28 protein-coding genes are annotated in these 24,168 nt (G+C 63.6%); 18 read left to right on the top strand and 10 right to left on the bottom strand.

Features of this window, described 5'->3' with window-relative positions; translation table 11 throughout:
• The first annotated feature begins 3 nt into the window (after positions 1 to 3).
• The 8 genes from gatA to DL891_RS14985 all read left to right on the top strand — a co-directional run bounded on the left by gatA (position 4) and on the right by DL891_RS14985 (position 8,076).
• On the top strand, positions 4 to 1,554 hold the full coding sequence (gatA, locus tag DL891_RS15020) for an Asp-tRNA(Asn)/Glu-tRNA(Gln) amidotransferase subunit GatA (protein ID WP_111721267.1): 1,551 nt from the start codon (positions 4 to 6) through the stop codon (positions 1,552 to 1,554).
• Positions 1,554 to 3,053 (top strand): Asp-tRNA(Asn)/Glu-tRNA(Gln) amidotransferase subunit GatB, encoded by a 1,500-nt coding sequence (gene gatB / locus DL891_RS15015; RefSeq protein WP_111721266.1) that lies wholly within the window; start codon positions 1,554 to 1,556, stop codon positions 3,051 to 3,053. Before gatA ends, gatB begins: the two co-directional genes overlap by 1 nt.
• 167 nt (positions 3,054 to 3,220) lie before the next feature.
• Complete coding sequence (locus tag DL891_RS15010; RefSeq protein ID WP_111721265.1) at positions 3,221 to 3,514, top strand: hypothetical protein; 294 nt, start codon at positions 3,221 to 3,223, stop codon at positions 3,512 to 3,514.
• 75 nt (positions 3,515 to 3,589) lie between these two features.
• On the top strand, positions 3,590 to 4,378 hold the full coding sequence (locus tag DL891_RS15005) for a membrane protein insertase YidC (RefSeq protein ID WP_111721264.1): 789 nt from the start codon (positions 3,590 to 3,592) through the stop codon (positions 4,376 to 4,378).
• Positions 4,379 to 4,726: 348 nt separating this feature from the next.
• Entirely contained in the window at positions 4,727 to 4,909 is a 183-nt protein-coding gene (locus DL891_RS15000) for a PspC domain-containing protein (RefSeq protein WP_111721263.1), read from the top strand.
• A 162-nt stretch (positions 4,910 to 5,071) separates the two neighbouring features.
• Entirely contained in the window at positions 5,072 to 5,722 is a 651-nt protein-coding gene (locus DL891_RS14995; RefSeq protein ID WP_232819208.1) for an acetate uptake transporter, read from the top strand.
• Between the two features lie 100 nt (positions 5,723 to 5,822).
• Positions 5,823 to 7,868: an acetate--CoA ligase gene (gene acs / locus DL891_RS14990; RefSeq protein WP_111721262.1), complete on the top strand. Its 2,046-nt coding sequence runs from the start codon at positions 5,823 to 5,825 to the stop codon at positions 7,866 to 7,868.
• Positions 7,861 to 8,076 (top strand): hypothetical protein, encoded by a 216-nt coding sequence (locus DL891_RS14985; protein ID WP_111721261.1) that lies wholly within the window; start codon positions 7,861 to 7,863, stop codon positions 8,074 to 8,076. Before acs ends, DL891_RS14985 begins: the two co-directional genes overlap by 8 nt.
• 47 nt (positions 8,077 to 8,123) lie before the next feature.
• Here DL891_RS14985 and DL891_RS14980 read toward each other — a convergent pair whose 3' ends face one another.
• Both DL891_RS14980 and DL891_RS14975 read right to left on the bottom strand, forming a co-directional pair.
• A complete protein-coding gene (locus tag DL891_RS14980; protein WP_111721260.1) occupies positions 8,124 to 9,125 on the bottom strand; it encodes an aldo/keto reductase family protein in 1,002 nt (333 codons plus the stop codon).
• Positions 9,126 to 9,235: 110 nt separating this feature from the next.
• Entirely contained in the window at positions 9,236 to 10,288 is a 1,053-nt protein-coding gene (locus DL891_RS14975) for a zinc-dependent alcohol dehydrogenase family protein (protein ID WP_111721259.1), read from the bottom strand.
• Between the two features lie 124 nt (positions 10,289 to 10,412).
• Here DL891_RS14975 and DL891_RS14970 point away from each other — a divergent pair, with 124 nt between their 5' ends.
• Positions 10,413 to 10,916: a VanZ family protein gene (locus tag DL891_RS14970; RefSeq protein ID WP_111721258.1), complete on the top strand. Its 504-nt coding sequence runs from the start codon at positions 10,413 to 10,415 to the stop codon at positions 10,914 to 10,916.
• A gap of 21 nt (positions 10,917 to 10,937) precedes the next feature.
• Here the strand turns inward: DL891_RS14970 and DL891_RS14965 are convergent, their stop codons facing one another.
• On the bottom strand, positions 10,938 to 11,387 hold the full coding sequence (locus DL891_RS14965) for a DUF6326 family protein (RefSeq protein WP_111721257.1): 450 nt from the start codon (positions 11,385 to 11,387) through the stop codon (positions 10,938 to 10,940).
• An 83-nt stretch (positions 11,388 to 11,470) separates the two neighbouring features.
• Between DL891_RS14965 and DL891_RS14960 the strand changes: the two genes are divergently transcribed.
• The gene (locus DL891_RS14960) at positions 11,471 to 12,127 is read left to right on the top strand and encodes a TetR/AcrR family transcriptional regulator (RefSeq protein ID WP_111721256.1); all 657 of its coding nucleotides are present in this window, start codon (positions 11,471 to 11,473) and stop codon (positions 12,125 to 12,127) included.
• Positions 12,128 to 12,598: 471 nt separating this feature from the next.
• On the opposite strand, the gene DL891_RS14955 is transcribed toward DL891_RS14960, so the two are convergent.
• The gene (locus DL891_RS14955) at positions 12,599 to 13,180 is read right to left on the bottom strand and encodes a hypothetical protein (RefSeq protein WP_111721284.1); all 582 of its coding nucleotides are present in this window, start codon (positions 13,178 to 13,180) and stop codon (positions 12,599 to 12,601) included.
• Positions 13,181 to 13,765: 585 nt separating this feature from the next.
• Here DL891_RS14955 and DL891_RS14950 point away from each other — a divergent pair.
• The 4 genes from DL891_RS14950 (at position 13,766) to DL891_RS14935 (ending at position 16,639) form a co-directional block, all read left to right on the top strand.
• On the top strand, positions 13,766 to 14,434 hold the full coding sequence (locus tag DL891_RS14950) for a Type 1 glutamine amidotransferase-like domain-containing protein (protein ID WP_111721255.1): 669 nt from the start codon (positions 13,766 to 13,768) through the stop codon (positions 14,432 to 14,434).
• 122 nt (positions 14,435 to 14,556) lie between these two features.
• Positions 14,557 to 15,081 (top strand): hypothetical protein, encoded by a 525-nt coding sequence (locus tag DL891_RS14945; RefSeq protein WP_111721254.1) that lies wholly within the window; start codon positions 14,557 to 14,559, stop codon positions 15,079 to 15,081.
• A gap of 67 nt (positions 15,082 to 15,148) precedes the next feature.
• A complete protein-coding gene (locus tag DL891_RS14940) occupies positions 15,149 to 15,979 on the top strand; it encodes a DUF3097 domain-containing protein (RefSeq protein ID WP_111721253.1) in 831 nt (276 codons plus the stop codon).
• A gap of 153 nt (positions 15,980 to 16,132) precedes the next feature.
• A complete protein-coding gene (locus DL891_RS14935; protein ID WP_111721252.1) occupies positions 16,133 to 16,639 on the top strand; it encodes a GNAT family N-acetyltransferase in 507 nt (168 codons plus the stop codon).
• A 114-nt stretch (positions 16,640 to 16,753) separates the two neighbouring features.
• Here DL891_RS14935 and DL891_RS14930 read toward each other — a convergent pair whose 3' ends face one another.
• Positions 16,754 to 17,407, bottom strand: a complete 654-nt coding sequence (locus DL891_RS14930; protein ID WP_111721251.1) for a DUF1345 domain-containing protein — start codon at positions 17,405 to 17,407, stop codon at positions 16,754 to 16,756.
• Positions 17,404 to 19,095: a long-chain-fatty-acid--CoA ligase gene (locus tag DL891_RS14925; RefSeq protein ID WP_111721250.1), complete on the bottom strand. Its 1,692-nt coding sequence runs from the start codon at positions 19,093 to 19,095 to the stop codon at positions 17,404 to 17,406. Before DL891_RS14925 ends, DL891_RS14930 begins: the two co-directional genes overlap by 4 nt.
• A gap of 107 nt (positions 19,096 to 19,202) precedes the next feature.
• Between DL891_RS14925 and DL891_RS14920 the strand changes: the two genes are divergently transcribed.
• Positions 19,203 to 20,165 (top strand): acetylxylan esterase, encoded by a 963-nt coding sequence (locus DL891_RS14920; protein ID WP_111721249.1) that lies wholly within the window; start codon positions 19,203 to 19,205, stop codon positions 20,163 to 20,165.
• Between the two features lie 46 nt (positions 20,166 to 20,211).
• On the opposite strand, the gene DL891_RS14915 is transcribed toward DL891_RS14920, so the two are convergent.
• Together DL891_RS14915 and DL891_RS14910 are read right to left on the bottom strand one after the other, a co-directional pair.
• Complete coding sequence (locus tag DL891_RS14915) at positions 20,212 to 20,457, bottom strand: hypothetical protein (protein ID WP_111721248.1); 246 nt, start codon at positions 20,455 to 20,457, stop codon at positions 20,212 to 20,214.
• Position 20,458: 1 nt separating this feature from the next.
• Positions 20,459 to 20,764 carry a winged helix-turn-helix domain-containing protein gene (locus DL891_RS14910; protein WP_111721247.1) on the bottom strand — a complete coding sequence of 102 codons (306 nt, stop codon included), beginning with the start codon at positions 20,762 to 20,764 and terminating at the stop codon, positions 20,459 to 20,461.
• A gap of 189 nt (positions 20,765 to 20,953) precedes the next feature.
• Here DL891_RS14910 and DL891_RS14905 point away from each other — a divergent pair, with 189 nt between their 5' ends.
• Positions 20,954 to 21,178, top strand: a complete 225-nt coding sequence (locus tag DL891_RS14905) for a hypothetical protein (RefSeq protein ID WP_111721246.1) — start codon at positions 20,954 to 20,956, stop codon at positions 21,176 to 21,178.
• A 236-nt stretch (positions 21,179 to 21,414) separates the two neighbouring features.
• Here the strand turns inward: DL891_RS14905 and DL891_RS14900 are convergent, their stop codons facing one another.
• Together DL891_RS14900 and DL891_RS14895 are read right to left on the bottom strand one after the other, a co-directional pair.
• The gene (locus DL891_RS14900) at positions 21,415 to 21,858 is read right to left on the bottom strand and encodes a hypothetical protein (RefSeq protein ID WP_232819207.1); all 444 of its coding nucleotides are present in this window, start codon (positions 21,856 to 21,858) and stop codon (positions 21,415 to 21,417) included.
• Positions 21,855 to 22,094, bottom strand: a complete 240-nt coding sequence (locus DL891_RS14895; RefSeq protein ID WP_111721245.1) for a DUF664 domain-containing protein — start codon at positions 22,092 to 22,094, stop codon at positions 21,855 to 21,857. The genes DL891_RS14900 and DL891_RS14895 overlap by 4 nt, the downstream gene beginning before the upstream one ends.
• A 190-nt stretch (positions 22,095 to 22,284) precedes the next feature.
• Between DL891_RS14895 and DL891_RS14890 the strand changes: the two genes are divergently transcribed.
• Together DL891_RS14890 and dinB are read left to right on the top strand one after the other, a co-directional pair.
• Positions 22,285 to 22,794: a DUF664 domain-containing protein gene (locus tag DL891_RS14890; RefSeq protein WP_111721244.1), complete on the top strand. Its 510-nt coding sequence runs from the start codon at positions 22,285 to 22,287 to the stop codon at positions 22,792 to 22,794.
• Between the two features lie 62 nt (positions 22,795 to 22,856).
• Positions 22,857 to 24,104, top strand: coding sequence for a DNA polymerase IV (dinB, locus tag DL891_RS14885; RefSeq protein WP_111721243.1), 1,248 nt, complete (start codon positions 22,857 to 22,859; stop codon positions 24,102 to 24,104).
• Positions 24,105 to 24,168: the final 64 nt, after the last annotated feature.

Genomic DNA, 24,168 nt, shown 5'->3' with positions numbered 1-24,168 from the left:
ACCATGACCGACCTGACCCGAATCTCTGCCGCCGAACTCTCAGGGCTGCTCGCCGACGGCAGCGTCTCCTCGGTGGAGGCGACCCGCGTTCACCTGGAGCGCATCGCGGCCGTTGACGGCGACGTGCACGCCTTCCTGCACGTGGCCGCCGAGACCGCCCTCGCCACGGCTGCCGACGTCGACCGCAGGCGTGCAGCCGGCGACCGGCTTGGCCCGTTGGCCGGCGTGCCGGTCGCGATCAAAGATGTGTTGGTCACCGCCGACATGCCCACCACCGCCGGGTCTAAAATTCTCGAGGGTTGGATGCCGCCGTACGACGCGACCGTCGTGCGCAAACTGCGCGAATCCGATCTGGTGCCGCTCGGCAAGACCAACATGGACGAGTTCGCGATGGGCTCATCCACGGAACACTCCGCCTACGGACCAACTCACAACCCGTGGGACCTGGAGCGCATCCCCGGTGGCTCCGGTGGAGGTTCCGCCGCCGCCGTGGCCGCTTTCGAAGCACCGCTCGCCCTCGGCAGCGACACCGGAGGCTCCATCCGCCAGCCGGCAGCCGTCACCGGTTCAGTCGGTTTCAAACCCACATACGGCGGGGTATCCCGCTACGGCGCGATCGCCATGGCCTCCTCGCTCGACCAGGTCGGCCCGGTGGCCCGCACGGTGATGGACACCGCTCTGCTGCACGACGTCATTGCCGGGCACGACCAGATGGATGCCACCAGCCTGGCCACCGACTGGCCGTCGATGGCGGCCGCCGCAACGGCTGGGCTTGCCGACGGCGCGCTGAAGGGTGTGCGGGTCGGAGTCATCCAAGAACTCGCCGGCAACGCCGACGGCTTCCAAGCGGGCGTCAAACAGCGTTTCGACGAAACTCTCGCGCTGCTTTCTGCTGCCGGCGCCGAGGTCATCGGGGTCAGCTGCCCCAACTTCGAGTACTCCATCGCCGCCTACTACCTGATTCACCCGGCCGAGGCCTCGAGCAACCTCGCCCGATTCGATTCGGTGCGTTTCGGGCTGCGGGAGAACCCCGCAGACGGGCCGATCACCAGCGAACGCGTGATGTCGGCCACCCGCGGTGCCGGCTTCGGCCCCGAGGTCAAGCGCCGCATCATCCTCGGCACCTACGCCCTGAGCGCCGGCTACTATGACGCCTACTACGGCAGTGCGCAGAAAGTGCGCACGCTGATCCAACGCGATTTCCAGGCGGCGTTCGAGAAGGTGGATGTCCTGGTCAGCCCGAGCGCGCCGACCACCGCATTCAAGATCGGCGAGAAGATCGACGACCTGCTCGCCATGTACATCAACGACATCACGACCATCCCGGCAAACCTGGCCGGCGTGCCCGGCCTAGGCCTGCCGATGGGGCTCGCCCCCGAAGACGGCCTTCCCACCGGGCTGCAGCTGATGGCGCCCGCGATGCAGGATGCCCGCCTCTACACTCTGGGCGCTGCCATCGAGCAGCTGCTCGAAGCCAGCTGGGGCCACACGCTGATCAGCCAGGCGCCCGAACTACGCACCGGGAATACACGCTCTGCCGAAGGGAACAACTGATGGCCAAGGCAAACCTGATGGACTACGACAAGGCCCTCGAACTGTTCGAACCGGTGCTCGGCTTCGAGGTGCACGTCGAACTGAATACGGCCACGAAGATGTTCTGCGGCTGCGCGAACGAATTCGGCCAGGGCGCCAACACGAACACCTGCCCGACCTGCCTGGGGCTTCCCGGTGGGCTGCCACAGGTGAACGGCAAGGCCATCGAGTCGAGCATCCGGCTCGGACTCGCCCTCGGCTGCGAGATCGCCGAGACCTGCCGGTTCGCTCGCAAGAACTACTTCTACCCCGACACAGCGAAGAACTTTCAGACCTCGCAGTACGACGAACCGATCGCGTACGAGGGTTCCCTCACGATCGAGCTCGAGAGCGGACGGCAGGTCACCGTGGCGATCGAGCGCGCCCACATGGAGGAAGACGCCGGCAAGCTCACCCACAAGGGCGGAGCATCCGGCCGCATCCAGGGCGCCGACTATTCGCTGGTCGACTACAACCGCGGTGGTGTGCCGCTGGTCGAGATCGTCACCCACATGATCGAGGGCGCCGAAGCGGATGCCCCCGAGATCGGCCGAACCTACGTTGCCGCTGTGCGCGAGATTGTGAAGGCGCTCGGCGTCTCCAACGCCCGCATGGAGGAGGGCAACGTGCGTTGCGACGCGAACGTGTCGTTGCGCCCGCGCGGTTCCGACACGCTCGGCACCCGCACCGAGACCAAGAACGTGAACTCGTTGCGCTCGGTCGAACGGGCGATCCGGTACGAGATCCAGCGGCAGGCACAGGTTCTGTCAGCGGGTGGCACGATCGTGCAGGAGACCAGGCACTGGCATGAGGACACGGGCACCACATCGCCCGGCCGCCCCAAGTCAGACGCCGACGACTATCGATACTTTCCGGAGCCTGACCTGGTTCCGGTCGCGCCTTCCCGGGAATGGGTGGAAGAACTGCGGGCCACGCTGCCCGAACCCCCCGCGGAGCGCCGCAAGCGTTTGCAGGCGGAGTGGGAGTTCTCTGCTCTCGAGTTCCAGGACGTGGTGAACTCCGAGCTGCTCGACCAGGTGGAGGCCACCGTCGCCGCCGGCGCATCCGCACAGTCGGCTCGAAAGTGGTGGACAGGCGAGATTGCCCGGTTGGCCAATGTCGACGGTGTCTCACCCGAGACGTTGGTCTCGCCCGGTCAGGTGGCAGAACTGGTCGCCCTGATCGACTCCGGCACCCTCACCGACCGGCTGGGTCGCCAGGTGCTCGAAGGGGTCATCGCGGGGGAGGGCAACCCGGCCCAGGTGGTTGAGGCTCGCGGCCTCGCTGTCGTCTCCGATGACGGCGCCCTGATCGCGGCCATCGACGATGCGCTCGCGTCGCAGCCCGACGTGCTGGCCAAGATCCGCGATGGCAAGGTGCAGGCCGCAGGCGCTGTGATCGGCGCGGTCATGAAGGCCATGCGCGGCCAGGCCGACGCTGCCCGCGTGCGAGAGCTGGTGCTGGAGCGCGCCGCGGAGTGATTTCAACGGGGCGCGCACGGCACAGTCTTCATCGAGTGATGCTCGTGAGGTCGAGTGGGAGTCGCGTGCGGGCATCCTGGGGCGGACGGCTGACGTTCAATCCAATGACTTCTGCGCTCGCCGCCGGATGATGCCGGGTAGTCTGGGTGCCACGAGGAAGGGATCCGATGCGCTGGCTCGATAAACGCGTGGCCACCGTGATGGCGGTGCTCTTCACCGTGTTTGTCATCGTTCAACCGGATCCGTCGACAGTGGTTCTCGCGGGGGTCGCGGCCTGCGCGATCGGGTTGGCCCTCGCCGCTGTGCACAGCGTGACACTCAACGATGCGACAGTGACCACGACCGGCCAGCCGGCGCGCCAACACCGGCAAGCGCCGAGAGCCGAACCCGCCCCGCTGCATCCCGACTCGGCCGGGCGCCCCCGCACCCGAGCACCCTCGCAGTCACTCCCGGTCGCGTAGGCTCCTTTCGCCGTCGGCGGATGCCGCGTGACCCACACGTCACCTCATCCGCTCCAACTGCAAGGGATACCTTTCGTGAACCTCTACTCTCTTCCGCCCATCGCCGCCGCTCTTGATGGCGCTTATTCAGTTGTCACCGCTCTAGCCTCATTGTTGAACCCGCTGTTCGGCGACGCCGCCGCCGCGTTGATCGTGGTGCTCGTCACCCTGCTGGTTCGTGCGGCACTCATTCCCGTCGGTGTCTCCCGTGTGCGAGCAGAACTGACGCGTCGCCGCCTTACTCCCCAACTCGCAGAACTCACACGGAAATACGGTAAGAATCGTGAGCTGCTGCAACGCAAGACGAGGGAGTTATATGCCCGCGAGAAGGCATCGCCGGTCGCGGGATGCCTGCCGACCCTCGTTCAGTTGCCCGTTGTTTCCACCGTCTACGGGCTGTTCTCGCTCGCGATGATCAACGGGCACTCGAATCTTCTCCTGGTGCAACAATTGGCCGGGGTGAACCTCGGCACATCGCTTCTTGCGCTGCTCGGCAGCGGCGGCGCCTGGCCAGGAGGGCTGATGTTCCTAGCGCTGCTGGGCGTGATCGGCGGGGTGACCTGGCTGTCTCGAAGAATGGCCGTCGCGGAGGCCCGAACCGCAGGCGCCAGCGTGCCACCACGAACCGCAGGCCCCGCCGTGCCGGCGGCTGGTGTTCCGAGTCCCACAGGCATGTTGAGTTGGTTGCCGTTCATCACCGTCGGTGTTGCTGCGATCGTTCCGCTGGCGGCCGCCCTGTACCTCACCGTCTCAACATCCTGGACCCTGATCGAGCGAATCGTGGTGCGACGCATTCTCGATCCAGGACTCGCTGCCGCACAGTGACGACAGTGCGTGCCGGAGGTATTCCCGGTACTCCGTTGTTCACGCACCGCGGCCTGGTTCGCTGTTCTGGGATGGCTCGGTCAGCGTCCGAGCCCGAGCAGCTGATCGCTGTCGCGTCGAAACAGTTGCCACCCACCGTCACAGCGAAGCGCCCTTCGGGGTGTCGCACGCCACGCACGGAGTCGACAGGGGGTTCGCATGTCGCCAGTGTGAGCGTCTGAGGACGTGCGCATCGGGTTCTGGAGAAGGTGATCGCCTCGGCACCCTCCACGACATCGCAACCATCGATATCAGGGAAATCCGCGGCTACCCATTGCGCATCGAGGGCCGTACGGCGATGCTGTAGGCATGGTACTCAGCAGACCGAAACAGGGGCGGATGATCGCTGGTGTGTGCGCGGGCGTCGCTCAGCGATTCGGCTGGTATCCGTCTACCGTACGGTTGCTCACCCTGCTCAGCCTCCTGTTGCCCGGCCCCCAGATCGTCGCCTATATCTTTCTGTGGATTCTTATTCCCGAAGAACAGGCCTAACGTCTGCAGCGGGCTCGGTCGGTCTTGGCGTGCCGCAGAGCTGGGCGTAGCTTGAGAGTTGTCGGGACAGCGCAGATCGTGCCGACGGCGGTAGGGGTGCCACGTCATCGGCGGTAGGCCTGCCACTGGTTGCCCGACTCACGGCCCTGGAGGGCCCAGATCATGTCCGCAACCAATTCTGCGCATCGCGCCGAGCAACCAATGCAAACGTCCAACACGCTGGCGCCTCCACGCGATGCTGGCTCAGCCATCGCCAACCCGGCCGCACTCGGACTCGGCGCCTTCGCCATGACCACCTTCGTTCTGAGCGTCACCAACGCAGGACTCGTCGACAAGACTGCCGGCCCGATCGTTCTTGCCCTGGCACTGTTCTATGGCGGGTTGGCGCAACTGCTCGCCGGCATGTGGGAGTTTCGCAAGGGCAACACCTTCGGCGCACTCGCGTTCAGCTCCTTCGGAGCTTTCTGGCTGTCGTACTTCTACTACGTGTCGTTCGTCGCCGGAGGGTTGGCGGCGATCCACGAGGCCGGACCGGCAACGGGCTTGTTCCTATTGGCCTGGACGATCTTCACCGGCTACATGATGGTTGCCGCATTCCGCGAGAGTATTGCCGTGTTGGGGGTGTTCGTCTTCCTGTTTCTCACCTTCGTCGCGTTGACCATCGGCGCATTTGCCGACAACTCGGCGTTCAACATGATCGGGGGCTGGCTCGGCATTGTCACCGCGTTGATCGCCTGGTACACCTCGTTTGCGATCGTGATCAACTCGACCTTCAAGCGCACCGTGCTGGCTCTCGGACCGCTGAGCAAATAGCCGATGCACGGATCGCGCCGATCCGGCCGGTGTGCTGGAACTGCCGAACCCCCGAACCGCCGCGAGACGAAAACCACCAAGACACCAAAGGAAAGAGACCATGACCATCAGCCCCGAACTATCAGTCCTGCTGCATGAGAACCGCCAGTTCGACCCACCCGCCGACCTCGCCGCGAATGCCAATGCACAGCCAGAGATCTACGAGCGAGCCGCCGCCGACCGACTCGGTTTTTGGTCAGAACAGGCCGAGTTCCTCACCTGGGATCGGCACTGGGACGAAGTACTGGAGTGGGAGGCGCCGCACTCCAAATGGTTTGTCGGCGGAACCCTGAACGCTTCGGTGAACTGCGTCGACCGGCATGTGGACGCAGGAAACGGCGGCCGGGTCGCCTTCCACTGGGTCGGTGAACCGGAAGGGGACACCCGCGCGACCACCTACGCCCAGTTGAAGGATCAAGTCTGCCAGGCGGCGAACGCCCTCACCGATCTCGGGGTCAAGAAAGGCGATCGGGTCGCCATCTACATGCCGATGATCCCTGAAACCGTGGTCGCCATGCTCGCCTGTGCCCGGCTCGGTGCGCCACACATGGTGGTGTTTGCCGGTTATTCATCAGAAGCGTTGAGTACCCGCATCATCGACTGTGGAGCGCAGGTGGTCATCACCGCCGATGGAAGCTGGCGCAAAGGAGTCATCAATGAGTTGAAGCCCGCCGTCGACGTCGCCATGGACAGCTGCCCCGATGTGCGGCACGTATTGGTGGTCAAGCGCACCGGGCAGGAAGTGGACTGGAGAACCGGCCGCGACGTCTGGTGGCACGACACGGTGGAAAAAGCGAGCACCGATCACACGCCCGAGATGTTCGACTCCGAGCACCCGCTCTACATCATGTACACCTCAGGCACCACCGGCACGCCAAAAGGGGTTTTGCACACCACCGGCGGCTATCTCACCCACGTGTCGTCGACCTCGCGGCTGATCTTCGACATGAAGCCCGAAACCGACGTGTTCTGGACTGCCGCCGACATCGGCTGGGTCACCGGGCACAGTTATATCGTCTATGGGCCTCTCGCGAATGGCGTGACCTCGGTCATGTATGAGGGCGCACCGGATGCCGGCGGCAAGGACCGGTGGTGGAAGATCATCGAACATTATGGTGTGACAATCCTGTACACGGCACCGACGACGATCCGCACCTTCATGAAGTGGGGCGAGGAGTATCCGAAGATGCACGACCTGTCGAGCCTGCGCATCATCGGCTCGGTCGGAGAACCGATCAACCCGGAGGCGTGGATCTGGTATCACTCGAACATCGGCGGCAACACCGCGGCGGTGGTCGACACCTGGTGGCAAACCGAGAACGGCGGCATCCTGATCACTCCGCTGCCGGGGATCACCGCGACGAAGCCGGGTGCTGCGATGAAACCATTCCCCGGAATCAGCGCCGAGGTCTTCGGCAATGACGGCAAGCCGGTCGGGCGTGGCGAAGGCGGGTTTCTGGTGGTCACCGAGCCGTGGCCGGGCATGCTGCGCACCGTCTGGGGTGACGACGAGCGGTACCAGAGAACCTATTGGTCGAAGTTCCCCGGCGTGTATCTCAGCGGTGACGGCGCCAAGAAAGATGATGACGGCGACTTCTGGGTGCTCGGCCGGCTCGACGATGTGATGAACATCTCCGGGCACCGTATCTCCACGACCGAGGTGGAGCACGCGATCGTCTCCGACCTCAAGGTGGCTGAGGCCGCCGTCGTCGGCGCGAGCGACCCGATCACAGGTACGGCCATTGTGGCATTCGTCACGATCAAGGCATCGGTTGACACCGAAGGCGAGGCGGGGGTGCGGCTCGTCGCTGAACTGCGAGACACGGTGGCCGAGCGCATCGGCAAGCTTGCCCGGCCCCGCCAGATCTTGTTGACTCCGGAACTGCCGAAGACGCGTTCGGGCAAGATCATGCGCCGACTTCTGCGGGATGTCGCAGAGCATCGGGAGTTGGGCGACGTCACCACATTGGCAGACTCCACCGTTGTCGACATGATCGCCGAGCTGATGGCCGACGCCCCCGCAGAAGCAGAGGACACCACGAATGGCTCGGCCGCTTCCGGAGTTGCCGACAGCACTACGGCAGAGGAAGCTGGAGGGCATGCCTGAAGGCCACGACGCGACCCCTACATCCCCGGTTGACGTGCTGCGACGCTGGGAAGACTCCGGTGCCACCTGGAGGGTGGTCTCCCGCAGCGGCACGGAGCTTCGGATAGCGCTGATCACCTGCACCGGGGATGAAGAGATGGACAGGTTGATCTCCGCCGACCCGGCATTAGTCGAGTTCGTCGCAGACCGCACCAGCAGCGAAGACTGAACGCTCGTACCAACCTTCTACGGCTCGAGCAGCACCTCGATGGCCCGCTACGCGCGCGAAGGCGGAGACACCGTTTTTGCTGGGTCCCGTTCGGGAAGCGAGCCGAGCGCGTCATCGATGCGCGCCAGCACACTGTCGTCCAGTTCCACTCCCGAAGCCAGTGCATTCGACTCCACCTGCTCCGGCCGGGACGCCCCGATGATGGCCGCCGACACATTGGGGTTGCGCAACACCCAGGCCAACGCGAGCTGGGCCATGGTGATCCCAAGGTCATCCGCGATCGGCTGCAGTTTCTGCACGCCGGTCAACAGCTCATCAGTCAACCGGTCGTGAAGAACATTTGCCCCTCCCTTGTCGTCTGTGGCACGGCTGCCGGTCGGGAGCGGTTCGCCCGGCTTGTATTTGCCGGTCAGGATGCCCTGCGCGACCGGCGACCAGACGATCTGCGACATTCCCAGTTCGATTGACGTCGGAATGACCTCCGCTTCGATCACCCGCCACAGCATGGAGTACTGGGGCTGGTTCGAAACAAGTTGCACTCGCAGTTCGGTCGCCAGTTCATGACCGGCACGCAACTGGTCCGCATTCCACTCGCTGACGCCGATGTAGAGCGCCTTGCCCGCCCTGACGACGTCGGCGAACGCCTGCATGGTCTCTTCCAAGGGAGTGTCCACGTCATACCGGTGCGCCTGATACACGTCGACATAGTCGGTCTTCAGCCGCGTGAGTGAACCATCGATCGATTCCAGGATGTGCTTGCGTGACAGGCCAACGTCATTGTGCCCCTTGGGACCGGTTGGCCAGAACACCTTCGTCAAGATCTCCAGCGATTCGCGCCGCTGCCCGGCAAGGGCGTCGCCCAACACGACTTCCGCAGCCGTATTCGCATACACGTCGGCGGTGTCGAAGGTGGTGACCCCGACATCCAATGCCGCCTGCACACAGCGGGTCGCCACCTCGTTCTCGACCTGGGAGCCGTGGGTGAGCCAATTGCCGTAGATGAGTTCTGAAACTTTGAGACCACTGTTTCCAAGATGTTTGTATTTCATAGTTCGAGGCTACGCCCGAAGCCGTGACGGTCGGCATAAAAGGGCACGACAGGGCCCCGTGTGAACCGACGACGCGGACCAGACGAGATGATCGGCGAGTGCTGACCGGTCTACGGCTTGAGCAGCACCTTGATGGCGCGTCGCTCATCCATCGCCGCGTAGGCGGCTGGCGCCTCTGCGAGCGGGAGGGTCAGGTCGAAGACGAGCCCCGGGTTGATCGTGCCCGCGAGCACGTCGTCGAGAAGCTCGGGAATGTAGGCGCGGGCCGGGGCGACGCCGCCTCCGACATGGATGTTGTTGGAGAACAGGTAGCCGATCGGTAACTCCGGTCCGCCGACGGGAGCACCCACATAACCCACCGAGCCACCGGGCCTTGCGGAGTGCAACGCCTGGTGCATCGAATCCTTCATGCCGACCGCTTCCAGCACGCAGTCGGCCCCCTGCCCGTCGAGCAACTCATGCACCTTCGCGATGCCCTCGTCACCGCGCTCGGCGACGATGTCGGTCGCACCGAAATCCCGTGCGAGCTTCTGCCGGCTCTCGTGGCGACTCATCGCGATGATCCGTTCGGCACCCAGGCGATGCGCGGCGAGCACCGCGCACAGGCCAACCGCGCCGTCACCGACCACCACTACTGTGGAGCCCTCCTCGACCCCGGCGGATTCGGCGGCGTGATGCCCGGTACTCATCACATCTGACAGCGCGAGCAGGCTCGGAACGAGTGCCTCATCTACGTCGCCGGGCACGCGCACCAGGGTGCCGTCGGCGAAGGGCACACGCACGTATTCACCCTGGGCGCCAGCCAGCGGCTCGCCGTTGCGGTCTTTGGCGCCGTAGTTCGATCCGTTGACGCAGGCGGAGTGAATGTTGTTCAGGCAGGCCGGGCAGGTTCCGTCACTCGTGGTGAACGGCGAGATCACAAAGTCGCCGACCGAGAGGGTCGACACCGCATCACCGATCTCATCCACTATCCCCACGAACTCGTGGCCGATCGGGCGCGGCCCGCCGGTGAGTGGCATCAGGCCACGGTATCCCCAGAGATCTGACCCGCACACGCAGGCCGCCGTCACTCTCACCACGGCATCGGTGCCCGTGAGAACCCGTGGACGCGGGCGCTCCTCGACGCGGATGTCGCGCTCGCCGTAGATCATTGTTCCCAGCATGTCTGGCTCCTTCAGTCTGAATCGAATGGGTGCTCACTCCATTCTGTTCCTGCTCCATTTCGTGCGGAAAGCACTCTGTGCAAACTCACGCCGTCTGCACGGGCAAGGGTGAGACACTGGAGCAATGTTTCTGCGCCACCCGATCCTCAGCCTGGTCACGCTCGGCTACCTGGGCTTTGTCGGCTGGATCACGCTGGGCCCGGCGCCCTACGACGATCGCACCGCGGGGATTCTCGCCCGGGTTCTCGAGTTGTTCAGCCGTCACGCGTCGACCGAGTGGATCACGTTCAACCTGATCGAGTTCGTCGCCAACATCGCCATGTTCGTGCCGGTCGGGGTCTTTTTCGTGTTGCTCTTCGGCCGCCGACAGTGGTGGCTTGCCATCGTTTTCGGGGTGCTTGTCTCGGTGGGGATCGAATTGGCACAGCACTTCTGGTTGCCGACCCGGGTCGCCGACGTGCGCGACGTGATCGCGAACGGTGCAGGCACCATGATTGGTGTGATCTTCGTCGAACTCTTCACCTGGCCGAAGGCGCACCGTCTCAAGCGAGAGCGCGAACGAGAAGAACGCTTCGCCCGGGAACGCGACGCACTGCTGGCCCGGCTCAGAGCCCCGATCGCACGCTGAAATTCTGTTGCCGCTCTGGCGTTAGACCGAGGCGGGCGCGAGCGAGGCTGGTGACGCTTGCGTCGCTGGCACGGTCCATCTCAGAGCGAGTGTCACGATCGCGGCGAGGAGGCCGAGTTCGACAGCGCTCGCAAACAAGTAGTATCCCCACTCACCTATCGCGGCACCCACAATTGTCACCGCGAAGATGAGCGCGACGACAAGGTTCGTGATGCGATTCGCCTGATACGGCAGCAGAGTGCAGAGCACGATCATCAGGGTCGGAACGATCACGTACGCCACAATGGCGAGCATGAAGACTTGATCGATCTCGAAGTCCAGTACCCGGCCTGCTTCGATCTGCTCCCTGATGTCGTGCCGGTAGAACCCGAAGATGTCGACGAAGGCCACGATGAGCATGGTTGCTGTCCACAATGCGGCAAGGCGAATACGAGCATCCAGAGGAGCCAGGGGGAGCGAGGCGTTGGTCATGGGAAAAGACCTTTCGGGTTTGCGGCAGCGAGGGATTTCTCAAAGTGTAACCTTACGGATGTAAGGGGCGCAAGGATAGGTTGATGGCGGTAAAACGAAAGCTGAGTCGACAGCGAATAGTGGCGGCAGCGGCTGCCGTCGCAGATCGACGGGGTCTCACCGGTGTCAGCATGCGAAGCGTAGGTGCGCAGCTCGGCGTTGAAGCGATGTCGCTGTACCACCATGTCTCCAACAAGGAGACGTTGCTCGACGAGTTGGCTGAATGGGCGTTCGTTCAGATCGAACTGCCCCAAGTGAGTGATCCTTGGCGCGAAGCGATGATTCTGCGCGCCGAGTCGGCTAGGCACGTGTTCCGAGAACACCCCTGGGCGCTTGGGATGCTCGAGTCTCGGCCCACGCCAGGTCCAGCTCTCCTCAGCCATCACGATCGCGTTCTGGGCTGCCTCTTGACCCAGGGTTTCTCTGCAGCGCTCGCGACCCACGCATTCTCGACAATCGACGCATTCGTGTACGGCTTCGCACTGACGGAATCTGGGTTGCCGTTTGCCCCGGGAGAAGGCGCCGAGGCCGCCTTCGCATCTGAAGTTGCGCCGTCTGCAGAGGACTACCCCTACCTCGCGCGCTCGCTCGCCGAGTTGCTTGGAGAGGGAGTGTACGCATTTGAGAATGAATTTCGGAATGGCCTCGAGCTCATCCTGGACGGGCTTCAGCTTCAACTTCATCGCGATGCGACGCACTGATCCCACTGTGCGGCGATGGTACTGAGCGGCTGCACCTTGCTCATCCCCCAGGACCTCGGACTTGGCGTACCTGTCGCAGAAGAGGGAGGCGACGGAACGTGGGAACTCATCAACTCATCAGAGATCTCGCCGGAATCCACGACGCTTCGTTTGGGCGTGACCCGTGTGGCTTGCGCCGGCGGGGTTACGGGCACAGTCCGCCACGGAAGTGAATGTTCCGACGCCACTACCGCGCATACTCTTGCAGCGCGCTGTCACCTTTCTATTTGATTAGGAGTTGCCCCGAGGTGGTAGTTGGGCTGGCCTCGTCAAAAGGGTTTTCAGTGCGGACGTCCGGAACGGGATCCTCACCCGATGCGCAAAGGGATCGCTCTGCGGGCACCCAGGTACGTCAGTTGCCCTCGAATACGCAACGTCGATTCAGAGGAATTGATAGAGGCAAGGTGAAGCCGACCTGCGTCGCGACCGGGTTCAGGCGATCCAGAACCCGACTGTGCAGAGCAGCCGCGTCTCATCGTCGGCATCGGCCGGTGGATCAATTGCGGGCGGGAACACCCCGAACCCACGCCATTCCTCTGCGTTGGGCACGACGTGTTCGTTCATCCCGGCAATGATCTCCGGGGACAAGTGGAACGGAATTGAAAGGTGCTTGGCGATGAGCCACGCTTGAAAACCGCGATACATTGCCAGATGTGCGAAGCCTTCCTTTGCCGGATAGTCGCCATACTGAAAACGGAAAATGGCCTCCGGATCGACGCCCGCTCGAACGGCCACTGTCGCGGCGTCGTTGAGCGTGTCATAGGCAGCAATCGGATCGTCACCAAGCAGATCGCGGTCGCGCAGCTCGTCACCGTCGGCAGCCGAAGCACCGGAAAGCACTCTGGGAACCCAGGCCTCGTCGTAGGCGTGCGCGCTCAGGATGTCGCGGATGGTGGGGTTGGGGGTCTGCGACCACGCGGCGGGAACCGGCTTGTCGAAATCCTCTGGAGTGATGCGGTCTATGACGCTTCGAAGTGCGGCGTCTGTCGCGAGGAACAGCTGATCGGTTTCCATGTGGGGAGCGTACTCTGCTGCGGGGATGTTTGCCATGAGAATGTTCTTACTCCTCGCGCGTTCTCGGAAACCTGCTCGGGGGTGTAGTCACGGGGCGACTGCTCTCCGCCAGCCCGAAATCACTGTCACCGGGATCAACTTGCGGCGATCGGTGGATCAGCCACGCAATACTTCCGCAGCCACAATGCGCAACGCTGATCCCAATGGGGTGTCTGATTGAGTGCGATTGACTCCGGCGACATGACGCAGTTGCGGTATCCGGATCGGTCGGCTGGAGAGGTGGCCCCTGGATGTCCACTGCTGCCACTGCCTCCAGGGCGTCGCCGGCCGGCTCCAGCATTTGATGCATTTGATGCCCGCCACGCGCTGATCGGCATCGGTGTGCCGCGCATCCTCCCCGGCGCAGCGCTGACTGATCGCCTGGCCGCTCGTCATTCGCTGTTTGCGCGTCATACGATAGTGGGGCAGGGCCAGCGGGTTTTCCGCATGGTGTGGTCGCGGTGATCCGTCTACCAGGGGTGTCAGTCCCACACCATGAAATGGGATCACTCGGACCGGGTGACGATCTGACCAAGGGACCCCATTGTGAAGCTTCTTCTCTCTTCAGCGGGCATCAAGAACGCGCGCATCCACGACGCACTAGTGGATCTCCTGGGCAAACCGATCGCTGAGTCCAATGCTCTCTGCATTCCAACCGCGTCATACGCCAATCCCGACGGTGCCGGCAATGCTTGGCGGTTCATCAGCGGGAGAGAACCCAGAACCCCCATGTGCGAGCTGGGCTGGAAATCATTGGGAGTGCTGGAGCTCACAGCGCTGCCCAGCATCGAGAAGGAGCGTTGGATCCCTGTGTTGCAGGGGACTGACGCCCTGCTGGTGGGAGGCGGTGATCCGCTCTATCTCCACTACTGGATGTGCCAGTCCGGACTGGCAGACCTCTTGCCGTCGCTGCGCGATGTTGTCTACGTGGGCTTGAGCGCAGGGAGCATGGTAGCGGCGCCCAGAATCGGTAAGCCCTTCGTTGGCTGGAAGCCGCCCACTGGTGCCGACGAAACGTTGGGGCTGGTCAATTTTTCGATCTTTCCGCATCTTGATAACGAGGACTTGCCAGACAACACCATTTCCAATGCAGAGAAATGGGCCGCCGGCATATCGGCGCCGTGTTACGCAATTGATGATGAGACCGCTATCAAAGTCACCGGGGATGCCGTCGAAGTCGTCTCCGAGGGGCACTGGAGATTGTTCAGCGCATAGCTGAGTGGGTAAATGCCTATGATCTGTTGCGACGCGGATCCCGCTTGCCGACGGTCAACTTCGCGGATACAGCCGGTCTTCCAGCTACGTGTGGGAAGTTGCCGGGCGTAAAGTGGCAGATCATGACCGAATTGCCGGTGTTCGACTTCGCAGCGTTCTTTTCCGCGTTCGATGAAAAGCGCCGCGAACATGGGCTGGGATGGTACGAATTCGCTGACGAGCTATGGGAGTTGTCATCGACGCTCAATGCCGAGCGTATGGACAGTCCACTCTGCGGCGGAGCCGTCTCACGGTTGGGGGTACGCGGCGAAACCTCGTGTCAATATGCTCTGTTCTTGCTGCGCTGGCTCGACCGGGCACCCGAGGAATTTCTTATCGGCTCGGTCGTCGACGTCGGCGACGTTCGGTTGCCGCGACCAGGGCCAGAACATAGGCTCCGGTGGAATTTGAATCAGCTTCACACCGCACTCAATGAGCAGCGCCAGAAGAGTAGGTCCACGTGGGCTCAGCTGGCGCAAGAAATCGGTTGCACACCCAGCCGGCTGACCAATCTTCGGACGGCGCAGATGGCAGATATGGCACTGACCATGCGAATCACGCAGTGGCTCCGCAAGCCAGCTGCGGAATTCATTCACGCCACTTCGTAGTGAGCGCAGGGCTCGCGGGCGCGCCCCGGGCAGAACCCGTTATGCCATCGGCTAGCCTCGACGGGTGATGAACGACCGTTATGACACTGACCCGTTGGCCACGAACTGGCGCCACCCGGCCGTCGCCCCCGTTCGCAGCGTTGAGGCGGTTCCCGGCCTCGTCGTCGAAGAGCTGCGCACTGACTTCTGCGGCGCCGTGATTCGCACCGAAGTGGGTACCGTCTCACTCGAAGACCGCTTCGGCAAGGTGCGCGTCTTCCCGCTGGGCGGCGGGTTCTTGTTGGAGGGGGAGCCCGTGACTCTGATCCGGGCGAGAACGACGCCGCAGGGGAGAGCTCGCACGGCCTCGGGGTCATTGGCCGTGGCTGATACCCGCGCCCGCGTGGCTCGGGCAAGTCGCATCTTCGTTGAGGGACGGCACGACGCCGAACTGGTCGAGAAGGTGTGGGGCGCCGACCTGCGCATCGAGGGTGTCGTCGTCGAATACCTGGGCGGCATCGACGACCTGGCGGCGCTGATCGCAGAATTCAACCCCGGTCCCGGCCGCAGGGTTGGCGTTCTCGTGGATCATCTGGTGCCCGGGTCAAAGGAGACCCGAATCGCAGAGCACGTCGCACGGGGCCCATTCGGGGCCAACGTTTTGGTGGTCGGGCATCCGTACGTCGACGTCTGGCAGGCGGTGAAGCCAGCCAGGCTCGGCTTGGAGCAGTGGCCGGCCATTCCACGGAGTATTGAGTGGAAGCGTGGCATCTGCCAGGCTCTCGGGTGGCCGGGGGAGTCTCAGACCGATATCGCGCACGCCTGGCAGCGCATCCTGAGTCGCGTCGACACCTTCGCCGATCTGGAGCCGGCGTTGCTCGGCCGGGTCGAGCAGTTGATCGACTTCGTCACGGAGTAGCCCGTCTTCGCCCGCCCGCAATCTTTCGCCCGACTACACGTCTCCACCGAGCGGGCAGTTAATGCGGTTATCAGACACAATTTCCCTCGTCTACTGCACTTTCGCGCGGTGCAGCGAGGTGGAGCGAGGCGTCTCGGCGAGTAGAGTGCACTGGTGGACCTCATCCTTCGAAAACTTGACACTGCCGACCTGCCCGAACTGGTGCGGCTCAACAATGCCGCGGCTCCTGCCGTACCCGTGTCGGCAGAGGCTGATATCGCCCGGCTGCTCGACGTTGCCACCGTCGCCGTCGCCGCCGTGGCTTCGGAAGACCCAGATCGCATGCTCGGCTTCATGATCGCGATCGAACCCGGCCAACCGTACGACAGTGAGAACTATCTCTGGTTCGAGGCGCGCGGAATAGACCACCTGTATGTCGATCGAATCGTGGTGGCCGACGATGCTCGAGGCGCCGGTATCGGCCGAGTACTGTACGACCAGGTGTTCGAGGTGGCGCGGGCCGCCGGGCGCGCCGAGGTCACCTGTGAGGTGAACGTTGAACCGCCGAACCCCGGCTCGTTGCTCTTCCACGGCCGGCTGGGCTTCACCGAGGCCGGCCGGCAGGAGACCAAGGGCGGTTCGGTTGTGGTGGCTCTGCTGACCGCGCCCGTGCGCGGCTGAACGAAGGCCGTATTCAGCAGACCGTGGCCCGCCTCGCCCCAGGGGATGGACGCGTTCGCTCGGACGGTGGTCGGGGCGAGTCCTTGCTCCTCTTCAATCCCTCGACCAAGGAGGTCAGGCGAAGAAGCTGGCGATCAGGTTGATCAGGGTGGCCAGGATCACGGTGCCGAACAAGTACGACAGCAAGCCATGCCGCAACGCCGTGCCCCGCACGACGCTTGACTGCAGATTGGTGTCAGAGACCTGAAAAGTCATCCCGAGAGTGAATGACAAGTAGGCGAAGTCGCTGTAACGCGGCGGTTCGACCTGGTTGAATTCGACCCCGCCAGGGTGGCTGCCCCCGTAGTAGAGGGAGGCGTAGCGAAGAGTGAACAGCGTATGCACGAGACCCCAGGACAGCGCAACACTGAGCACGGCCAGAGCAGCCAGCAGCACACGGCCCACTCCGTCGGACGTGTGAGCCTGCACGAGCAGCACGGCCACTGCAGCCAGGCTGGCAACGCTGGCCAAGAGAATCAGGAGCTCGACGGTGGTGCGAGATGGGTCTTCCCTGGTGGCACTTTCGGCGGTGGCGCGCGCGTCCATCCGTCCGATGATGCTCCACACCCAGATGATGTAGGTGCTCGCAGCTGCGGCCCAGCCCACGGCGGGAGCATACTTCCACACGCCGAAGGCGAGGCAGAACCCGGCCGCAATCAAGCCGACGACGATCATGGCCGCAAACCGCACCCGCGACCGATGCACCGAGGGGCCGGCGGGCTGGGTCATTGGGGATCCAACAGCGCCTGTCGCACTTCGCGTCGTAGAACCTTTCCGATCAGTGAGCGCGGGAGCTCGTCGACCGCGACCACCGTGCGCGGCACCTTGTACGCCGACAACTCCGTGCGGCAGAAGGTGCGGATTGCCTCCTGGTCGAGGGATGCCCCCTTTTCCAACACGACCGCAGCGACCACTGTCTCTCCCCCCGAGTCGGAGGGGAGCCCGACCACTGCTACATCGGCGACCCCTGGCGCGTGGCGCACCACTTCCTCCACCTCCGAGGGCGCCACATTGAACCCACCGGTGATGATCAACTCCTTGATGCGATCGACCACTGTGACGAATCCGTCAGCCGTCATGGTGACGATGTCGCCGGTGCGCAACCAGCCGTCGGGGAGAAGTGTGGCGTTGGTCGCATCGGCGTTGCTCCAGTAGCCGTGGAAGACCTGCGGCCCCTTGATCAGAAGTTCACCGGCTTCACCCGGTGCCCGATCGTGCTCGACATTCTCCGGATCGACCACCCGCACCCATGTGCTCGGGAATGGCACCCCGACGGTGCCATGGCGTCGGCCGGGTCCGGCCGGGTTGCCCAGGGCGACCGGTGAGGCTTCGGTGAGACCGTATCCTTCGATCAACAGGCCTCCGGTCGTTTCCTCCCATAACTGGGCGATGCGTTCGGGCAGCCCCATGGCTCCGGAGATCGCAAGTTTCATTCCGCGGAGGTCGATGCCGCGCTCGCGCGCCCCGTTGGCGACACTTTCATAGATAGGCGGCACCGCCGGAAACACGGTGGGCGGATGGGTTCGTGCGGCATCCAGTACGAGGTTTGCGTCGAATTTCGGAAACAGCACCAGGCGGGCGCCGATACTCATCGCAAAGGTCAGGCAAAGGGTCATCCCGTAGGCGTGGAACATGGGCAGAACGGCATAGACCACCTCTTTGCCATCGGCTATCTCGGGCAGCCACGCCCGCCCCTGCGCCGAGTTGGACAGCAGGTTGGTGTGGCTGAGCATGGCACCCTTGGGCTTGCCGGTGGTGCCACTGGTGTACTGCAGCACGGCGATATCCTGCGCGTCTGGTCGTTTGCCGTGGCGCTTGCGGATGGGCCGCTTCTCGAGCAGTTTCTCCCACCGGATGGTGTCGCGCACGGCCCCAGTGAGGGCATGCCGGGCACGCCTGGCCCTGGGGACGGGCAGGCGAAGGGCCAGCCGCTTCGACAACGGCATCGCCCGGGTCAGGTCGACCGAGACCACTGTGGTGATCTGCAGGTCATCGGGCAGGTCTTGGATGAGCGGGCAGACCTTGTCCCAGGCGATCACGGTGCGTGCACCGTGATCTTCGAACTGGTGTCGCAACTCGCGCGCCGTGTACAGCGGGTTGTGCTCGACCACGATTGCGCCGAGCCGCAGGGCGGCGTAGAACGCGACAACGTGCTGCGGGCAGTTGGGTAACACGATGGCTACCCGGTCACCCTTTTTCACCCCGAGGAACCTGAGCCCCTCGGCGACCCTGTTGATCTGGTTGCCGAGTTCCGCATAGGTGGTGGTCGCCCCGAAGAACTCCAGCGCGACCTCGCGCCCAAACCGGTGCACGGCGTCGAACACCATGTCGACGAGGCTGCCTGTGGGTATATCGATGTCGGCGGGAACACCGTCGACGTAGCTGCTCAACCACGGGCGTGCTGCATTGCTGCTCATGAATTGGGGACCCTCCTCATTCGTTCTCTCCCATTATCGTCGGTTGCCCGGGCGAACGAATCGAGAGCACCGGAATCGAGGCTGCCTGCGGCCGTAAGCTGTGATCCATGTTCATCGACTTAGCTGAAGCAGAACTCCGTGATTACCGCAGCAGTCAGGCCGACCCTGCCGATTTTGATTCGTTCTGGGCGACGACTCTCGCCGAGACGCGGCTGCACTCATTGCACGTCACGGTCGACCGGGTGGCTTCGGGGCTACTCACTCTCGACGTGTTCGATGTGACGTTTCCCGGGTTCGGCGGGCAGCCGATCAAAGCATGGCTGCGGGTTCCGGCGGGCGCGGCAGGGCCTCTGCCCACATTGGTGCAGTACCACGGCTACGGCCGAGGGCGAGGACAGGCCTACGAGAACCTGCTCTGGGCATCGGCCGGATTCGCACACTTCGAGATGGACACGCGCGGACAGGGCTGGTGGGGCAGCACTGCCGCCACGGGTGACGAGGCAGGCAGCGGGCCGCACGCGCCCGGGTTTCTGACTCGCGGAATCGATTCGCGCGAAACCTACTACTACCGAAGGGTCTTCGCCGACGCGGTTCGCGCGATTGACGCCGCCCGAAGCCTGGATCTGGTCGATGGCAACCGGATCGGCGTGATGGGAACAAGCCAGGGCGGCGGGATCGCGCTCGCCGCAGCCGGCCTCGTGCCCGATATCGCGGCAGCGGTTGCTCGAGTGCCATTCTTGTGCGACTTTCCGCGCGCGACGGTCATCACCGACGAGATGCCGTACAAGGAGATCGGGGGGTTCCTCGCGACCAACCGCGATCGGGCGACGCAGGTGCAGGAGACGTTGGCATATTTCGACGGGGTGAACTTCGCCCGCCGGGCCTCCGCGCCCCTGACCATGACTGTCGCGCTGATGGATGCGACCTGCCCTCCATCGACGGTCTTCGGTGCCTTCAACGCGTATGCCGGACCAAAGAAGATCACAGTGTGGCCATACAACGGGCATGAAGGCGGCGCCTGGGAAGATGACGCGTTGGCGCTGAATACGTTCCGCGCGCATCTGGTCTGAAACAACCGCGCCACGTTGACTGGGCGCAGCCTGGGCCGGTTGGCGACTACGGGATATCGTTGAGCGTCTTCTCGACGGCGCCGAGCCGGTGGTCAATGCCCTCCATCTTGGCGAGCAGGGCTCTGTTGGTCGCGGCGTTCTCCTCGATGGCTTTGGCGAGGTCGTCGGATTTCTTACCGCGGCCGGAGCCGAAAGTCCCGACAATCACTGTGATGCCCCAGACGACAATTCCAACTATCGCGATCCACGCGAACCACGGGATGTAGGCGAACCACGGGGTGTAGGCGTCCATGTCATTTCTCACTTTCGTTGGTCGCGGCGACCGCTGCGGTCACCGCAGCTTGGTCGATTGTCAGACTGAACGGCACGATCTGAAATATCTTGAGGGCTTTGCCATCCTCGGAGAGTTCGAGGTGCCCCGCCACATAGCCGGCCTCCTCGAGCTTGGTCAGGTGCATATAGAGGAGAGCTCTGCTCATGCCCACGCGGCGGGCCAACTCGCTGACGTGCACCGTGCCTGCCGCGAGGTTCGCAAGAATCCGAAGGCGCTGTACGCTCGCGATAGCCGTGAGGCGTTTCGCCAGCTCTTCTGCATCCATCGCTTCTCCTTGCACCTGTCAGAAGAATATAACACATGAAGTGTTGATGCGATAAATTTGAGATTCTGATCGCGGCGCGCGGTCAGTGCGGTGAGAACCAGCGTGGGGTGGCGAGACGCGAGATGGGCTCACCGGGGCCCCTCGCCGGCATTGGTGGTGCGGCGTTCCGCGGTGAGGAAGAATACTCCTATGGCTGGTTCTCCCGGAGGCTTCGAATATCAGGTGATCGGCAGCGATGTGGTGATTCGCCACCACGGTCGTCGAGCGACAACGCTCCGAGCAGCCGCGGCAGAGTGCTTCCTGGCCGATGTCGAAACGCACGAGGCGCAATCGCTCATGGCCCGCGTCACGGGCAACTACCAGCGTGGGAACGAGCGTGTTGCCCGCAATCATCCTCGGAACTCGGACGTCTGACCCTTTGATGATCAACTTGCGTGCGGAGCGCCGCAGATGTGGCTGGAGGACTTTCTCAGCCTCTGATCCAACCCCGAACAAGCATTCGCCAGTACAGCATAAAGCACCGCTTGAACCCACGGGTCAGCATGCGGGAAGTCCTCGAGAAATGCCCTGTAGTCTGCTTCACGTTGAACAGTGAAATCCGGCCTGGTGGCGGATCGGCCTGCACAAGAATTTGGTAAGAACCTATGGAACTACTTGCCCGAAACGGTGCGAGAACGCTGCAGGAACGGAACGGGCCAGGCACCTAATGCGAGCACGGCGAAGATTATTTGAATTAGCCCGGTGGTGAAGTATATGCCGTGGAGTGGGGACCACACGAGCATAATGGCGAGTTCCACGAAGATCCAGATCATCATCACCAGCCCGGCCGCGGCGTGCAGTCCCCACGCAAGTGCGAACCTGCCGTACTGGGCGATGACCGCGAGCACCTGGATACCACCGACAACCACGCCGAGGATGATGCCGGGCCAGAAGTACGACGTGAAGATACTTCCCTCGATCCATTCCAACGGGATGCCGAGTCCGCCGCCCAGGGTGAGTCCAGCCATTCCGGCCAGCGCCGAGAGAAGGTTGAACCATGCCACCACAAACAATGCGATACGAATTGGGCGCGACGGGATCATCAGTGGTCTCATGGCGCCACTCTACTTCCCGCCGCTGGCGCAACCGGCGCTTCACGAAGGAGGTCAGCGTGGCCATTGTGCCTGGCCGTCTCTTCACTGAGATGGGTCAAGATCCAACGCAGGTTCCACCGCCGTCCGTCACGGTTGACGCCAACCGAGAGATCCAACTTGGCCTCCGCCAGCGCGTGACGACTGCGGCTGCATGCAGCCCGATACAGGGCGCGCAGCTCATCGGGATCGTCGTGCACTACGGTGTGGAACTCCCAGTCCCGGTCTTGTTCGACGACCTCGGTAACTGGACCGAGCCTCTTGGCAACTGACGCTGGTGGAGGTTCTGACCATCATTGCCGCCGTGGCCGTGGCCGTGGCAAGGAATCAGGCCTGCCGCCGTGGGGTGGCACAGGCCAGACTGGGGGAGTCGCCGGTGAGGAGGCTCCCGTGGAAGCAACAGAGATACTGAACGACGGATTCGAGCGCGTGCAGCAATCGGTGCACCACTCGGTTCGGGGGTTGAGCGCGGAACAACTGCGGTGGCGTGCCTATGCTCGGGGCAACACCATCGCATGGCTCATTTGGCATCTGACCCGGGTGCAGGACGATCACGTGGCCGATGCGTTCGACCTGCCGCAACTCTGGCTGGACGACGGATGGTACACACGGTTTGGTCTGCCATTCGAGAAGCTGGCAACCGGCTATGGCCACAGCGCCGATGAGGTGACCCGGGTACAGGTGCAGTCAGCCCAACTGCTGCTCGATTATCACGACGCAGTTACGGAGCGCACGGTGCGCCAGGTGGCTGCACTCGACTCGGGTGATCTGGATCGTGTGGTGGACGAGGGGTGGAACCCGCCGGTCACGCTTGGAGTGCGCCTTGTCAGTGTCATCTCCGATGACCTGCAGCACGCGGGGCAGGCCGCCTACCTGCGTGGTCAGCTTCTCGAGGAGTGACCTCCCAGAGGCACGCCATTCTCATACGGGCGCAGGGCAGGTGCAGGCGTTAGCCTGAACAGGTGAGCAAGCAGGACGGCAGTGCCAGGCAGGTGAGTGCGGCATCCGTCGACAGCTCCACGGCAACAATCCTGCACGTTGATCTCGACGCCTTCTTCGCATCGGTCGAATTGCTTGAGCATCCGCACCTTGTTGACCGGCCGGTGGCGGTCGCCGGGCGATCCGCGCGATCGGTGGTGACCGCGGCAAACTACCCGGCCCGCAAGTTCGGTGTGCGGTCGGCGATGCCGCTCGCCCAGGCGCTCAGGCGGTGCCCGAATCTGATCGTGTTGGAGCCGCATTTCGAGAAGTACCGGATGCTTTCGGCGAAGGTGATGGCGATCTTCGACGAGATGACCCCAATGGTGGAACGTCTGGGAATTGATGAGGCGTTTCTTGACGTCGCCGGTGCGGGTGGCGTTCACGGCACCCCCGCCGACATCGGCGAGCTGATCCGCAGCCGGGTGCGCGTCGAGACCGGGCTGGCGTGCTCTGTTGGGGCCGCGTCGACGAAATTCGTGGCGAAGCTCGCTTCTGGGCGAGCCAAGCCGGACGGGATGCTCGTGATCCCCGACGAACAGACCTTGGCGTTTCTTCACCCGCTGCCTGTGGGCGCACTCTGGGGGGTGGGAGCGGCCACCGAGTCGAGTCTGCTCGCCCGCGGACTGCGCACCATCGGTGACGTCGCGGCGACCCCCGTCTCCGTTCTGCAGCGCACGGTCGGTGCGGCGGCGGGAAACAAGATGCACGAGCTCGCCAACGGCATCGATCCGCGACCGGTAACGGTCGGCAATCCGGAGAAGAGCATCGGACACGAGGTGACCTTCGAGGTGGACCAACGGGATTCAGAGCTGTTGTTGCGTGAACTGCTGCGGCAGTCCAATCAGGTCGCGGTGCGTTTGCGCGAGGCTGGGGTCACTGCGCGCACGGTCGTTCTGAAGCTGCGCTACGACGACTTCTCGACCCTGACCCGATCGCGCACACTGGCCGAACCAACAGACCTGGGTCGCCGCATTCACGAGGAGGTCAGCGCCAGCTATCGGGCGTTGGGCGCCCATCCACCCGTGCGGCTGATCGGGGTGCGGGTGGAACAGCTCTCTTCCGGAGGCAGCGGCCAGATCGGCCTGTGGGATGAGGATGACAGCTGGCGCGATGCGGAGCGCACCATCGACGACGTGAGTTCGCGCTTCGGTCGCGGGCTGCTCGGGCCGGCGTCGCTGCTGCGCCGGGCTGATGTGGTGGCAGACCCGCGTCAGCAGCCGGAGAAGTAGCCCGCACTCCGCACGTTCATGCGCCGTTCACGCACGCCCCGTCGCTTCGCGGGCCACTTCATCA

The organism is Homoserinimonas sp. OAct 916 (assembly GCF_003260275.1).
Lineage (GTDB): Bacteria > Actinomycetota > Actinomycetes > Actinomycetales > Microbacteriaceae > OACT-916.
This window is presented reverse-complemented; position numbering and strand designations above follow the sequence as displayed.

Bases quoted from the DNA above. Each gene is read 5' to 3' on its own strand.
- DL891_RS14985 (WP_111721261.1), top strand. From the start codon at position 7,861: ATGCCTGAAGGCCACGACGCGACCCCTACATCCCCGGTTGACGTGCTG.
- DL891_RS14980 (WP_111721260.1), bottom strand. From the start codon at position 9,125: ATGAAATACAAACATCTTGGAAACAGTGGTCTCAAAGTTTCAGAACTC.
- DL891_RS14970 (WP_111721258.1), top strand. From the start codon at position 10,413: ATGTTTCTGCGCCACCCGATCCTCAGCCTGGTCACGCTCGGCTACCTG.
- DL891_RS14940 (WP_111721253.1), top strand. From the start codon at position 15,149: ATGAACGACCGTTATGACACTGACCCGTTGGCCACGAACTGGCGCCAC.
- DL891_RS14925 (WP_111721250.1), bottom strand. From the start codon at position 19,095: ATGAGCAGCAATGCAGCACGCCCGTGGTTGAGCAGCTACGTCGACGGT.
- DL891_RS14910 (WP_111721247.1), bottom strand. From the start codon at position 20,764: ATGGATGCAGAAGAGCTGGCGAAACGCCTCACGGCTATCGCGAGCGTA.
- DL891_RS14955 (WP_111721284.1), bottom strand. From the start codon at position 13,180: ATGGAAACCGATCAGCTGTTCCTCGCGACAGACGCCGCACTTCGAAGC.
- DL891_RS15000 (WP_111721263.1), top strand. From the start codon at position 4,727: ATGGTACTCAGCAGACCGAAACAGGGGCGGATGATCGCTGGTGTGTGC.
- gatB (WP_111721266.1), top strand. From the start codon at position 1,554: ATGGCCAAGGCAAACCTGATGGACTACGACAAGGCCCTCGAACTGTTC.
- DL891_RS14965 (WP_111721257.1), bottom strand. From the start codon at position 11,387: ATGACCAACGCCTCGCTCCCCCTGGCTCCTCTGGATGCTCGTATTCGC.
- DL891_RS14915 (WP_111721248.1), bottom strand. From the start codon at position 20,457: ATGGACGCCTACACCCCGTGGTTCGCCTACATCCCGTGGTTCGCGTGG.
- DL891_RS14930 (WP_111721251.1), bottom strand. From the start codon at position 17,407: ATGACCCAGCCCGCCGGCCCCTCGGTGCATCGGTCGCGGGTGCGGTTT.
- DL891_RS14920 (WP_111721249.1), top strand. From the start codon at position 19,203: ATGTTCATCGACTTAGCTGAAGCAGAACTCCGTGATTACCGCAGCAGT.
- DL891_RS14975 (WP_111721259.1), bottom strand. From the start codon at position 10,288: ATGCTGGGAACAATGATCTACGGCGAGCGCGACATCCGCGTCGAGGAG.
- DL891_RS14905 (WP_111721246.1), top strand. From the start codon at position 20,954: ATGGCTGGTTCTCCCGGAGGCTTCGAATATCAGGTGATCGGCAGCGAT.
- gatA (WP_111721267.1), top strand. From the start codon at position 4: ATGACCGACCTGACCCGAATCTCTGCCGCCGAACTCTCAGGGCTGCTC.
- acs (WP_111721262.1), top strand. From the start codon at position 5,823: ATGACCATCAGCCCCGAACTATCAGTCCTGCTGCATGAGAACCGCCAG.
- DL891_RS14995 (WP_232819208.1), top strand. From the start codon at position 5,072: ATGTCCGCAACCAATTCTGCGCATCGCGCCGAGCAACCAATGCAAACG.
- DL891_RS14900 (WP_232819207.1), bottom strand. From the start codon at position 21,858: ATGAGACCACTGATGATCCCGTCGCGCCCAATTCGTATCGCATTGTTT.
- DL891_RS14960 (WP_111721256.1), top strand. From the start codon at position 11,471: ATGGCGGTAAAACGAAAGCTGAGTCGACAGCGAATAGTGGCGGCAGCG.
- DL891_RS15010 (WP_111721265.1), top strand. From the start codon at position 3,221: ATGCGCTGGCTCGATAAACGCGTGGCCACCGTGATGGCGGTGCTCTTC.
- DL891_RS14945 (WP_111721254.1), top strand. From the start codon at position 14,557: ATGACCGAATTGCCGGTGTTCGACTTCGCAGCGTTCTTTTCCGCGTTC.